Origin of the sequence: Martinezella dioscoreae (assembly GCF_009176305.1) — a bacterium.
Classification (GTDB): domain Bacteria; phylum Pseudomonadota; class Alphaproteobacteria; order Rhizobiales; family Rhizobiaceae; genus Rhizobium; species Rhizobium dioscoreae.
Genome location: NZ_BLAJ01000003.1, coordinates 634,087 through 645,847, shown reverse-complemented (window position 1 = coordinate 645,847; position 11,761 = coordinate 634,087). Strand labels below are relative to the sequence as shown.

General features: G+C 60.4%; 12 protein-coding genes. 9 read left to right on the top strand and 3 right to left on the bottom strand.

Going from position 1 to position 11,761, the window contains the following annotated elements:
* Positions 1–184: 184 nt before the first annotated feature.
* The 6 genes from GDN47_RS15015 (at position 185) to GDN47_RS14990 (ending at position 6,361) form a co-directional block, all read left to right on the top strand.
* Entirely contained in the window at positions 185–1,780 is a 1,596-nt protein-coding gene (locus GDN47_RS15015) for an ABC transporter substrate-binding protein (protein ID WP_113330106.1), read from the top strand.
* Between the two features lie 89 nt (positions 1,781–1,869).
* Positions 1,870–2,874 carry an ABC transporter permease subunit gene (locus tag GDN47_RS15010; RefSeq protein WP_152093691.1) on the top strand — a complete coding sequence of 335 codons (1,005 nt, stop codon included), beginning with the start codon at positions 1,870–1,872 and terminating at the stop codon, positions 2,872–2,874.
* 10 nt (positions 2,875–2,884) lie between these two features.
* Positions 2,885–3,793, top strand: coding sequence for an ABC transporter permease subunit (locus GDN47_RS15005; protein WP_113330107.1), 909 nt, complete (start codon positions 2,885–2,887; stop codon positions 3,791–3,793).
* Positions 3,793–4,809 carry an ABC transporter ATP-binding protein gene (locus GDN47_RS15000; RefSeq protein WP_152093690.1) on the top strand — a complete coding sequence of 339 codons (1,017 nt, stop codon included), beginning with the start codon at positions 3,793–3,795 and terminating at the stop codon, positions 4,807–4,809. Before GDN47_RS15005 ends, GDN47_RS15000 begins: the two co-directional genes overlap by 1 nt.
* On the top strand, positions 4,806–5,759 hold the full coding sequence (locus GDN47_RS14995) for a peptide ABC transporter ATP-binding protein (protein WP_145322539.1): 954 nt from the start codon (positions 4,806–4,808) through the stop codon (positions 5,757–5,759). The genes GDN47_RS15000 and GDN47_RS14995 overlap by 4 nt, the downstream gene beginning before the upstream one ends.
* A gap of 74 nt (positions 5,760–5,833) precedes the next feature.
* Entirely contained in the window at positions 5,834–6,361 is a 528-nt protein-coding gene (locus tag GDN47_RS14990) for a gluconokinase (RefSeq protein WP_152093689.1), read from the top strand.
* A gap of 111 nt (positions 6,362–6,472) precedes the next feature.
* On the opposite strand, the gene GDN47_RS14985 is transcribed toward GDN47_RS14990, so the two are convergent.
* The 3 genes from GDN47_RS14985 to GDN47_RS14975 form a co-directional block, all read right to left on the bottom strand.
* Complete coding sequence (locus tag GDN47_RS14985) at positions 6,473–7,720, bottom strand: NAD(P)/FAD-dependent oxidoreductase (protein ID WP_152093688.1); 1,248 nt, start codon at positions 7,718–7,720, stop codon at positions 6,473–6,475.
* 118 nt (positions 7,721–7,838) lie between these two features.
* A complete protein-coding gene (locus tag GDN47_RS14980) occupies positions 7,839–8,336 on the bottom strand; it encodes an isoprenylcysteine carboxyl methyltransferase family protein (protein WP_113353801.1) in 498 nt (165 codons plus the stop codon).
* Entirely contained in the window at positions 8,336–9,388 is a 1,053-nt protein-coding gene (locus GDN47_RS14975) for a type III polyketide synthase (protein WP_152093687.1), read from the bottom strand. Before GDN47_RS14975 ends, GDN47_RS14980 begins: the two co-directional genes overlap by 1 nt.
* Positions 9,389–9,585: 197 nt before the next feature.
* Between GDN47_RS14975 and GDN47_RS14970 the strand changes: the two genes are divergently transcribed.
* The 3 genes from GDN47_RS14970 to GDN47_RS14960 all read left to right on the top strand — a co-directional run bounded on the left by GDN47_RS14970 (position 9,586) and on the right by GDN47_RS14960 (position 11,631).
* Positions 9,586–10,128, top strand: coding sequence for a tetratricopeptide repeat protein (locus GDN47_RS14970; protein ID WP_152093686.1), 543 nt, complete (start codon positions 9,586–9,588; stop codon positions 10,126–10,128).
* Positions 10,129–10,190: 62 nt separating this feature from the next.
* Complete coding sequence (locus GDN47_RS14965; protein ID WP_152093685.1) at positions 10,191–10,835, top strand: RNA polymerase sigma factor; 645 nt, start codon at positions 10,191–10,193, stop codon at positions 10,833–10,835.
* Complete coding sequence (locus tag GDN47_RS14960; protein ID WP_233788600.1) at positions 10,828–11,631, top strand: anti-sigma factor family protein; 804 nt, start codon at positions 10,828–10,830, stop codon at positions 11,629–11,631. Before GDN47_RS14965 ends, GDN47_RS14960 begins: the two co-directional genes overlap by 8 nt.
* Positions 11,632–11,761 lie beyond the last annotated feature (130 nt).

Below are 11,761 nucleotides of genomic sequence, written 5' to 3'. Positions count from 1 at the left end.
GCCAGAAAATTACCAATTCAAAGGTTTTTTCGCCCAAAAATTTCCAAACTATAGAAATTGGAAAAATTTTAGGCGGCGCTTGTTGCTTTCAAACTTAAAATAAAGTTCCATCGGCGCGATCCGGATGGGAACCTCTGGTGGTGTCCACGGCTTCAAAAGAATAACAAATCTGGGAAACGATATCATGAAAAAGATTTCTGTCCTGCTGGCAGTGACAGCCTTGGCTTCGGTCATGGCGACGTCCGCCTGGTCGAAAACGCTTGTCTATTGCTCGGAAGGTTCGCCGGAAGGTTTCGATCCCGGCATCTATACCGCCGGCACCACATTTGATGCTTCCTCGCGCACGGTTTATAGCCGTCTTGTCGAATTCAAGCACGGCAGCACCGAGATCGAACCCGGCCTCGCCGAAAGCTGGACCGTTTCCCCCGACGGCAAGGAATACACCTTCAAGCTTCGCAAGGGCGTGAAGTTCCAGACGACCGATTTCTTCACGCCGACGCGTGACCTCAATGCCGACGACGTCATCTTCTCGATCGGCCGTCAGCTCGGTACGGACAATCCGTGGGCCAAGTATGTTGCCGGCGGTTCCTATGAATATGCCGACGGCATGGGCTTCCCCAAGCTCATCAAGTCGATCGACAAGGTCGATGACCTCACCGTCAAGTTCGTTCTGAACCGTCCGGAAGCTCCGTTCCTCGCCGACCTCGCCATGGACTTCGCCTCGATCCTGTCGAAGGAATATGCAGACAAGCTGCAGGCCGACAAGAAGATGGAGCAGATGAACCAGCAGCCGCTCGGCACCGGCGCGTTCACCTTCGTCGCCTACCAGCCGGATGCCGTCATCCGCTACAAGGCGAACGAAACCTACTTCAAGGGCAAGGAGAAGATCGACGATCTCGTCTTCGCGATTACGCCGGATGCATCCGTCCGCGCGCAGAAGCTGAAGTCCGGCGAATGCAACCTCATGCCTTACCCGAACGCCGCCGACATCAAGGATCTGAAGGCTGACAAGAACCTCAAGGTTCTCGAACAGGCCGGCCTGAACGTTTCCTACCTTGCCTACAACACGCTCGTTGCGCCGTTCGACAAGGTCGAAGTTCGCAAGGCGATCAACATGGCCGTCAACAAGCAGGCCATCGTTGATGCCGTCTTCCAGGGTTCCGGCAAGGTTGCGACCAACCCGATCCCGCCGACCATGTGGTCCTACAACAAGGACGTGAAGGACGACGCCTACAATCCGGACGAAGCCAAGAAGCTGCTTGAAAAGGCTGGCGTCAAGGATTTGAGCATGAAGATCTGGGCAATGCCGGTTTCGCGTCCGTACATGCTGAACGCCCGCCGCGCTGCCGAACTCATGCAGGCAGACCTGGCCAAGATCGGCGTCAAGGTCGAGATCGTCACCTATGACTGGGCTCAGTACCTGAAGCTCTCTTCCGCCAAGGACCGCGACGGTGCGGCCATCCTCGGTTGGACGGGTGACAACGGCGATCCGGACAACTTCCTTGACACGCTTCTCGGCTGCGATGCCGTCGGCGGCAACAACCGCGCGCAGTGGTGCAACAAGGAATTCGACGATCTCGTGAAGAAGGCCAAGCAGACAGCCGACGTCAAGGAGCGCACCAAGCTCTACGAACAGGCTCAGGTCGTCTTCAAGCGCGAAGCTCCCTGGATGACCATCGACCATTCGGAAGAGTTCATCCCGATGACGAAGAATGTCTCCGGCTACTTCCAGGATCCGGTCGGCGTTCACCGCTTCGATGGCGTCGATATCGCCGAATAACGAAAAATCTGTGAGAATGCCCGGCTAAGACCGGGCGACCCGGCGGTCAGACACCCTGTCTGACCGCCGGAAAAATTTGGACATCTGCCATGTTGCGATTTCTTCTCAGCCGGCTAGCGGTGCTGATCCCGACATTTCTCGGCGTATCGATCGTCGCCTTCTCCTTCATCCGCCTGCTTCCCGGCGATCCCGTCATGCTGCTGTCGGGCGAACGCGTCATGTCGCCGGAACGTCATGCGCAAATCTCCCACGATCTCGGCTACGACCAGCCGATGGTGGTACAGTACGGCCGATATATCTGGAACGCCCTGCATGGCGACCTCGGTACCTCGATCACCACCAAGCGCGATGTGCTGACCGACTTCCTGACTTTCTTCCCGGCAACGCTCGAATTGTCGATCTGCGCCATGATCCTTGCGATCTGTCTTGGCATTCCGGCCGGCGTTTTCGCCGCCGTCAAGCGCGGCACATGGTTCGATCAAAGCGTCATGGGTGTGGCTCTTGTCGGCTATTCCATGCCGATCTTCTGGTGGGGCCTGCTGCTGATCATCGTCTTCAACGGCTATCTGCACTGGACGCCGGTTTCCGGCCGCATCGGCCTCATCTATTTCTTCAAGCCGATCACCGGCTTCATGCTGATAGACAGCCTCCTCTCCGCTCAGAAGGGCGCCTTCTGGTCCGCTTTGAATTCGCTGATCCTGCCGACCATCGTGCTCGGCACCATTCCGCTCGCCGTCATTGCGCGCCAGACGCGCTCCGCCATGCTGGAAGTGCTGGGCGAGGATTATGTGCGCACGGCGCGCTCCAAGGGCCTGTCGCCACTGCGCGTCGTTTCCGTGCATGCGTTGCGAAATGCGATGATCCCCGTCGTCACCACGATCGGCCTGCAGGTCGGCGTGCTGCTTGGCGGCGCCATCCTGACGGAAAGCATCTTCTCCTGGCCCGGTATCGGCAAATGGATGATCGACGCCGTCTTCAAGCGCGATTATCCGGTGGTGCAGGGTGGCCTGTTGTTGATCGCTGGCATCGTCATGCTCGTCAATCTTGCTGTCGACCTGCTCTACGGCTTCGTCAACCCACGCATTCGTCACTAGGAGCGGCCCCATGAGCACGGTTAGCGTCAAAACGGTTAGTGTCAAATCCGACCGTCCTTCCGCTCTTGCGGAGTTCTGGTATTATTTCTCTCGCAACAAGGGCGCCGTCATCGGCCTTGCGATCTTCCTCTTTGTCCTGTTTCTGGCAATCTTTGCCGGCGTCGTGGCGCCTCACAATCCCGATGCCGCTTACGGCAGCGACATGCAGCGTCTGCCGCCAGCCTGGGCGGAGGGCAGCAATAGCAGTTTCCTACTCGGCACCGATGCCAATGGTCGCGATCTCCTGTCGCGCCTCATCTATGGCACGCGCTTCTCGCTGTTTATCGGCCTCGTCGTTGCCTCGCTTTCGGCGATCGCCGGCATCCTGATCGGCCTTGTCGCCGGCTACGCCCGTGGCCGCATCGATACGATCATTATGCGCATCATGGACATCATTCTTGCCATCCCGTCATTGCTGCTTGCCCTGGTGCTGGTGGCAATCCTCGGACCGGGCCTGACCAATGCGATGATCGCGATCTCCATCGTCAACCAGCCGCATTTCGTTCGTCTGACCCGCGCTTCCGTCATGGCCGAGCGCGACAAGGAATATGTCATCGCCTCGCGTGTTGCCGGCGCCGGTCCTCTGCGGCTGATGTTCAAGACGATCCTGCCGAATTGCCTCGGTCCGCTGATCGTGCAGGCGACGCTTGCCTTTTCGGCCGCCATTCTCGATGCTGCAGCCCTCGGCTTCCTCGGCCAGGGCGCGCAGCCGCCGACGCCGGAATGGGGTACGATGCTCGCGGATTCGCGTGAATTCTTCCAGAGCAACCCTTGGCTCGTTACTTTCCCCGGTCTCTGCATCCTGATCACAGTGCTCGCCATCAACCTGATGGGCGACGGCCTGCGCGATGCGTTCGACCCGAAGCTGAAGAGGTCGTAATGGCACTCCTCGATATTGAAAACCTATCCGTTGAATTCCAGACCTCGTCCGGCCTGTTCCGGGCGGTCGATGGCGTTTCGCTCACCTGCGACAAGGGAGAAATCCTCTCGATCGTCGGCGAATCCGGTTCCGGCAAATCCGTCTCCATGCTGGCCATGATGGGCCTTCTGCCCTGGACGGCGAAGATCACCGCCGACCGCATGATGTTCGATGGCAAGGATCTGCGCGGCATCTCCTCGCGCCAGCGCCGTAAGATCATCGGCAAGGACATGGCAATGATCTTCCAGGAACCCATGTCGAGCCTCAATCCGTGCTTCACGGTCGGCTTCCAGCTCGGCGAGACACTGCGCATCCACATGGGGCTTGACCGCAAGGCGCGTCGCGAACGCTCGATCGAACTGCTGAATCTTGTCGGCATTCCCGCGCCCGAGGATCGGCTGTCGAACTTCCCGCATCAGATGTCCGGCGGCATGAGCCAGCGCGTCATGATCGCCATGGCGCTCGCCTGCAATCCGAAACTGCTGATCGCCGATGAGCCCACGACCGCGCTCGACGTGACGATCCAGGCGCAGATCCTCGACCTGCTCGTGCGCCTGCAGCGGGAGCAGGGCATGGCGCTCGTGCTCATCACCCATGACATGGGCGTCGTCGCCGAAACGGCGGAGCGCGTGCAGGTGCAATATGCCGGCCAGAAGGTCGAGGAGCAGCCGGTCAAGGCGCTGTTCCGCGATCCGCATCATCCCTATACGGCAGCCCTTCTCTCGGCTCTGCCGGAACGTGCCGAAGTCGGCGAGCGCCTGCCATCGATCGCCGGCGTCGTTCCCGGTCAGCATGATCGCCCGACGGGCTGTCTCTTTGCGCCCCGCTGTTCCTTTGCCACGCCGGAATGCGATAAGGGCGTCAAGCGTCAGGGGCCTGAATTGGGCGTAGCCCTATGCAATTATCCGCTGCAACATGGCAAGCCGCTCGGCCACCCCGGGATTGCCGCCACGCAAAAAGCAGGAGGTGCCGCATGACCGGCGCTGTTCTCGAAGGGCGCGATCTCGCCCGTTTCTACACCGTCAAGCGCGGCACCTTCAAACCGGAAGCGACCGTCAAGGCGCTGAACGGCGTCAGCTTCAGCCTGCAGTCGGGCCGCACGCTCGCTGTCGTCGGCGAATCCGGCTGCGGTAAATCGACGCTCGCCCGTCTGGTGACGATGATCGAAAATCCGACGGCGGGCGAATTGCTGATCGACGGCAAGCCCGCCAGACTCGGCGACCGCAGCCTGCGCAGCGCCGTGCAGATCGTGTTTCAGAACCCCTATGGCTCGCTGAACCCGCGTCAGAAGGTCGGCTCTATCCTGGAAGAGCCGCTGAAGATCAACACGGATGATGATGCCGCCACACGCCGCCGCAAGGTGGAGGAGATGATGGCGCGCGTCGGTCTGCGCCCGGAACACTACGATCGTTATCCGCATATGTTCTCGGGCGGCCAGCGCCAGCGCATCGCCATCGCACGCGCCCTGATGCTGCGGCCGAAGGTGCTGGTGCTCGATGAGCCGGTGTCCGCACTCGATCTGTCGATTCAGGCGCAGGTCCTGAACTTGCTGATGGACCTGCAGAAAGAGATGGGCCTTGCCTACCTCTTTATCTCGCATGGCCTCTCCGTCGTCCGTCATATCGCAGACGATGTGATGGTTATGTATCTCGGACGCCCGGTGGAAACCGGCACGGCGGAAGAGGTCTTCACCCGGCCGCGCCATCCCTATACGGCCGCCCTACTGTCGGCGACGCCGATCGCCGATCCGGATCGCGAAAAGAACCGTATCCGCCTTCAGGGCGAATTGCCGTCCCCGCTCAATCCGCCGAAGGGATGTCACTTCAATCCGCGCTGCTGGCGTGCCCAGGACAAGTGCCGGCAGGTCGAACCGGAACTCGCAGGCGAGGGAACGCATAAATTTTCCTGTTTCTTTCCGCTGGATTGATCCAAGTTGTGAATCGGGCACGGCTGGCGAGACCGGTCGTGCCCCGTTCAAGTCAATCATTCCGGACAGGCCTTATGCACGATAATCAAGACGTTCCCCTTGCCATCATCGTCATGGGTGTGAGCGGCAGTGGCAAATCCTCAATCGGTGAGGGTGTCGCGGCCAAGCTTGGCATCCATTTTATCGAAGGCGACGCGCTGCATCCGGCCGCCAATGTCGAGAAGATGAGCAAGGGCATCCCCCTGACGGACGAGGATCGTTGGCCCTGGCTCGAAAAGATCGGTCAGGAAATATCGGCAAGCCTTGCGAAAAACGAGGGAGTTGTCGTTACCTGCTCGGCGCTGAAGCGTGTCTATCGCGAACGCCTGCGGGCGTCTGCCGGCGGCCATCTCTATTTCATCTATCTCGAAGGCTCGAAGGAGCTGCTGACGAAGCGCATGGGCGAGCGCAAGGGGCATTTCATGCCGGCGTCACTGCTCGAAAGCCAGCTGCAGACTTTGGAAGTGCCGACCGGCGAGCCCGGCGTCGTGACCGTCGACATCGACGCCACGATCGAAGAGATCGTCGATGCCTCTGTCAAAAGTCTCCGGGCAATCCTCTAAAGCAATTCCAGGAAAAGTGGGTAGCGGTTTTCCGTCCGGAATTGCGTGCAACCAAAGAGATAGAGCGGTTCGGAGATTCCGTGAAAAGCTGAACCGCTCTAAGCCAAAGGCTCAGGGCGCAAATCGGCTAGGAGCATAGGCCGAAATATCGATGAACGGCGTCTCGCCGGTGATGAGCTCGGCAAGCACGCGGCCGGTCACCGGGCCGAGCGTCAATCCATGATGGGCATGGCCGAAAGCGAACCATAGGCCGTTGTGGCGCGGCGCCTTGCCGATGATCGGCATCATGTCGGGCGTGCAGGGGCGAGCGCCCATCCAGGGTTCCGGATCGAGCCGTTCGCCGAGCGGAAAGGTGGTGCGCGCGACGGCCTCGGCACGGTCGAGCTGCACCGGGGTCTTCGGTGCATCGCGCAGGGCGAATTCGGCGCCGGTCGTCAGCCGGATGCCCCGGCTCATCGGCGCCAGCAGATAGCCACGCTCGGCATCCAGCATCCAGTTGTTGAGGATGGCATTGCCCTCGGCGGCGTAATGCATGTGGTAGCCGCGCTTAACGCCGAGCGGGAAAGCATAGCCGAAGCGTTTCGTGACGATATCGGCCCAGGGGCCGAGTGCGACGACAACATCCTCCGCCTCGATCGATCCCTCCGCCGTCACCATTCTCCAGGCCGAACCTGCCATGCCGAGCGAAACCGCGTCTCCGGTCGTCACACGGCCGCCAATGCTTTCGAAATATTGCCGATAGGCGGCCGTCAATCCGTGCGGGTCCAGCACCGACCAGGGATCGCGCCAGCGAAGTGCTCCGGCAAAGCTGCCTCTCAGATGCGGCTCGGCACTTGCGATCTCTGCGCTGTTCAGCGCGTCATAGCCGATGCCGAATTCGCGGCTGAGGCGCTCCGCCTCGGCAAACTCGGCATCCCGCTTCTCGTTCGAGCGGAAGAGCTCCATCCAGCCATTCTTGCGAATGAGCTCCTCTGCATGCGAGGCTTCGATGAGGTCATTGTGCTCGCTGACGGAATGTTCGATGAGCGGCGCATAGGCGCGCGAGATCATCTCGTGGCGCTTGGTATTGGAGTTCCACCAATAGCGCGCGAGGAAGGCGATCTGCGCCGGCAGCGCGCGCAGATGGTAATGCGCGTCGATGCGGTTATTGAAGGCATAGCGCAGCAGCAGGCCGAATTGCTGCGGAAAGCCATAGGGCACCACGCCCTCGCGCTGGATAAGGCCGGCATTGCCGAACGAGGTCCCACGGCCCGGTGGCTGCCGATCGACGAGGACGACTTGCCGTCCCCGCCGCTGCAGATGGATTGCCGTCGAAACCCCGACGATACCAGCACCGAGAACGATTGCGTTCTTTGTCATCTCACCCTGCTATCCGCATGCTCATTGCATTGCCACCCGGTCGTTCCGCATTGCCTGACCGCGCTCTAAGCATCGAAAATGCCTGCCAAATTTCAGTGGCGCAATTGAAAAATGCGGATCAGCTTGCAGTCTGTCGCAGGCAGGCGTTTTCGGCGCGGATGCGGATAGCAAGAATGATGCCGTTGAGCAGAGAAAAGATCGCGGCATAAAGCGGCATGCCGAAAGCGAGCGGCAAGACGGCGATCTCGCCGACGACAACGGCATAGTTCGGATGGCTGAGGAAGCGATAGGGTCCTTTGGTCACCAGCGCCGCGCGGGGCAGGATGATGATGCGTGTCGTCCAACGATCCTTGAGTGTCACCAGCACCCAGAGACGCAGTCCCTGCAGCACCATGAAGAGCACAAACCAGGCGGGATCGACCGACCGGCCGATGGCGAGCAACCACAATCCTATCAGCCATGTCGTATGCATCGCCACCATGAAGGGATAATGCTCCGGCGCATGTTCCCGAGCGCCGCGGGCAAGGAGCGCCGCGGTATTGTGCCTGGCATAGACGAGCTCTGCCAGCCGCTGCAGCGTCACGAAGGTCAGAAGCGCGATCGATGGCCACAGCATCACGCAACCCTCCTCAGGGTAATGCAGCTTGCCGAAAATCCCGGCCCCATGGCGAGTAGGGCGGAACGCTCCGGCAATCCGGCCGCAATCACCCGCTCCAGCACGAACAGCACGGTGGGAGAGGACATGTTGCCATAGTCGCCGATCACCTCGCGCTCGATATCGAGCGAACCTTCTTCAAGGCCGAGCGACTTCTCGAGGGCAGACAGCACCTTGGCGCCGCCGGGATGGCAAATGAAGCGGTCGACATCGGAGATCAAAAGCCTGGATCGCTCCAGAATCCCGGCAACCGCGCGCCTCAGATGCGTTTCGGCGAAGACCGGCAGTGATTGTTCGAGGATGATGCCAAAACCGGTATCGTCGATCTTCCAGCCCATGATGCCGAGGCTGTCGGGGAAAAGATGTTCGCCTGTCGATTCGATTTCCGCAATGCCGCCTTCGCCGGCTCGCAGCACACAGGCTGCTGCTCCATCGCCGAACAGCGCGGTGGCTATAATGTTGGGCCGTGTCAGTTCGTCTAGGCGGAAGGCGAGCGAGCAGAGTTCGATCGCGACGAAGAGCACGACGGCGCCTGGCCGGCTTCTTGCCATTTTCGTCGCAACGGCAAGGCCGGACACGCCGGCGGCACAGCCGAGCCCGAAGATCGGCACGCGCTCGATATCGCTACGGAAGCCCATTTCGCCGGCAAGCCGTGCCTCGAGGCTCGGCGTCGCAAGCCCTGTGGACGAAGCCGTGACGATGCAGTCGACCTCTCTGGCCTCGATACCGGCCCGCTGTACCGCTGCTGTTGCGGAACGGCGGAAAAGCTCCGAGGCCACCTTCGTATAGGCAGCCATGCGATCCTGCCAGCCATGCGGCTCTTCGAACCAGGAAAGGGGCCGCGCCACATGACGCTTGCGAATGCCGGTGCTCTCGAACACGCGCGCGAGATACTTGAAATCCTGAAAACGGTCCGAGAACAGACGGCCCGCCGTCTCGGCAGCGTCGGGCTGGAGGATGATGTTGTCGGGCGTTGCGACGGCAAGGCCTAGAAGTTTGACGGTATCGGTCACGAGTTTCTCCTGTGCCCTTGAGGGGCATGTCGGTTGAAACACGCGATAGAGGTGGTCTATTCGATGCCGGAGCAGTCACGAAAGAGTGACGGCGTCTCGACATAGGATGCGTCGAAAAAATTCTCGGGTCGTTCGAATAAAATATACAGACGGTGTGTTCTCCCCTCGCAACGTTCATTTTGCCAAGGAGACATTCCATGACGACCAAAGCATTTCGCCTGGCTTCCATCGCCCTCGGTGCAGGCCTGACCGTCGGCGCTTTCGCCGTTCCCGTCTTCGCCGCCGGCGACGATTCCAGCACGACGCCGACCTGCAAGAAGGGCGAGATCTACGATCAGAAGGCGAAGAAGTGCGTCAAGCAGCAGAGCGCCAATGTCACCGACGAAAACCGCGCCGACTACGCCTATTCGCTCGCCAAGAAGGATCATCGCTACGAGGAAGCCCTGGCGGTTCTCGACACGATGAAGAACCCGAATACGGCAGAAGCGCTGAACTATCGCGGCTATGTTACCCGCAAGCTCGGCCGTACGGACGAAGGCATTTCCTATTACCAGAAGTCCGTCGCCATGGATCCGAAGTACACGCTGGTTCGTGAATATCTCGGCGAAGCCTACGTCATCAAGGGCCAGATGGACCTCGCCAAGGATCAGCTGAACACGATCAAGACGCTCTGCGGCAATACGAGCTGCGAGGAGTATCGCGATCTCCACGCCGCGATCATGAATCCGTCCAGCCTGTGATCGCAGATCCGGGTCAGTGATAAAGACGGCAAGCGGGGAGCTTTGCGAGAGATATGGGAGTGATGCCGGTCGCTCGTGGTGCTATTTCTGCTTATAGTCTGACAGCAACGGAGCCGCCGAAAAGGTCGGCGGTTTCCGGACCTGCGAATGCCGCGGAGGATGTCATAGCGAGCGAAGAGGATATCAGGGCAGGCCTGTCCCAGCATCTGACGCGGTTGTGGCGCTACGGCGTGGTGCTGTCGCGCCAGCGCGACGTGGCGGATGATCTCGTGCAGGCGACCTGCGTCAGAGCTTTGGAGCGGGCGGCGCAGTTTACCGCCGGCACGAGGCTCGACCGCTGGCTGTTTGCCATCCTCCACTCGATCTGGCTGAACGAGGTCCGTTCGCGCCGTGTGCGTATGGGGCAGGGCTTCGTCGATGCCGACGAGACGCTCGTATTTGACGGCGCACAGGAAACCGAAACGCGTGTTCTCGCCGGGCAGGTCTTGCAGCGCGTGCAGGCATTGCCGGAAGCACAGCGCACTGCCGTGTTCCTGGCCTATGTCGAGGGGCTTTCCTATCGTGAAGTGGCTGAAATTCTCGATGTGCCGATCGGAACCGTCATGAGCCGGTTGGCGGCAGCGCGGGCGAAGCTCGCTGATGGCATGGGGGTGGCGGCTGACGGAAAAGCGTCCGGAGGTGGGCGACTGGGGAATGGAAATGAGTGAATTGAACAAAGGACAGATGGTTACGGACGAACAGCTCACCGCCTTCATCGATGGCGAGCTGGATGCTGCCGACCGCGATAGGATCGAGGGGCTAATCGCCAGCGACGAGCACGTGGCGGAGCGTTTCGATTTTTTGTCGCGCAGCACGCTGCCCTTTTCTGAAGCGTTTCAGCCGATGCTCGCCGAGGCGCCGGCTGCGAAGCTGGATGCCATGCTTGCCGCCATTGCCTCGTCAAAGGAAAGCAAGGTCCGCGCCGCTGGCATTGGCCGCCGCGGTTTCCTGGCCGCAATGGCTGCGAGTTTCGTAGCCGCCATCGCCATCGACCGCGCGGTGATCGGCATCGGCCGTAAGCTTTCGAAGCCGGACGAGGATACCGAATGGCGTGCCGTCGTGGCGGAATATCTTTCGCTCTATACGGCGGATACACTGAGTGCTCCGGCCGGAGACCATGCGCAGCAGGTCGCGCAGTTGAATGAGGTCGGTGCCAAGTTGGATCTGTCGCTGGCGCCCGAAGCGATTGCCATGCCGGGCATAGAGTTCAAGCGTGCTCAGATCCTGAATTATGACAGCAAGCCACTTGCCCAGATCGCCTATCTCGATCCGGAAAGCGGCCCGATGGCACTCTGCATCGTTCAGTCCACCAGGGGTATGGCCGCTCCGGACATGGAAAATCGTCGCGGCATGAATGTCGTCTATTGGTCGAGCGCCACACACGCCTTCATGCTGATCGGTCACGCGCCGATCGATCGGATGCAGCAACTTGCAGCTGATGTTAGGGCGCACCTCATCGCCTGAGGGCTGTTTCCGGCGCGACTAAAATGGCGTGAATCAAAAAGAATTTGGCGAAAACCCATCCTGCTGGTATTCTTTGCCCAACGAAAATCGAACGAGCGCCAGCAGCATGCCCCCAAGGCCTTGCGCGGTG

Coding starts and splice junctions, on each gene's coding strand:
- GDN47_RS15015 (WP_113330106.1), top strand. CDS start 185: ATGAAAAAGATTTCTGTCCTGCTGGCAGTGACAGCCTTGGCTTCGGTC.
- GDN47_RS15010 (WP_152093691.1), top strand. CDS start 1,870: ATGTTGCGATTTCTTCTCAGCCGGCTAGCGGTGCTGATCCCGACATTT.
- GDN47_RS15005 (WP_113330107.1), top strand. CDS start 2,885: ATGAGCACGGTTAGCGTCAAAACGGTTAGTGTCAAATCCGACCGTCCT.
- GDN47_RS15000 (WP_152093690.1), top strand. CDS start 3,793: ATGGCACTCCTCGATATTGAAAACCTATCCGTTGAATTCCAGACCTCG.
- GDN47_RS14995 (WP_145322539.1), top strand. CDS start 4,806: ATGACCGGCGCTGTTCTCGAAGGGCGCGATCTCGCCCGTTTCTACACC.
- GDN47_RS14990 (WP_152093689.1), top strand. CDS start 5,834: ATGCACGATAATCAAGACGTTCCCCTTGCCATCATCGTCATGGGTGTG.
- GDN47_RS14985 (WP_152093688.1), bottom strand. CDS start 7,720: ATGACAAAGAACGCAATCGTTCTCGGTGCTGGTATCGTCGGGGTTTCG.
- GDN47_RS14980 (WP_113353801.1), bottom strand. CDS start 8,336: ATGCTGTGGCCATCGATCGCGCTTCTGACCTTCGTGACGCTGCAGCGG.
- GDN47_RS14970 (WP_152093686.1), top strand. CDS start 9,586: ATGACGACCAAAGCATTTCGCCTGGCTTCCATCGCCCTCGGTGCAGGC.
- GDN47_RS14965 (WP_152093685.1), top strand. CDS start 10,191: ATGCCGGTCGCTCGTGGTGCTATTTCTGCTTATAGTCTGACAGCAACG.
- GDN47_RS14960 (WP_233788600.1), top strand. CDS start 10,828: ATGAGTGAATTGAACAAAGGACAGATGGTTACGGACGAACAGCTCACC.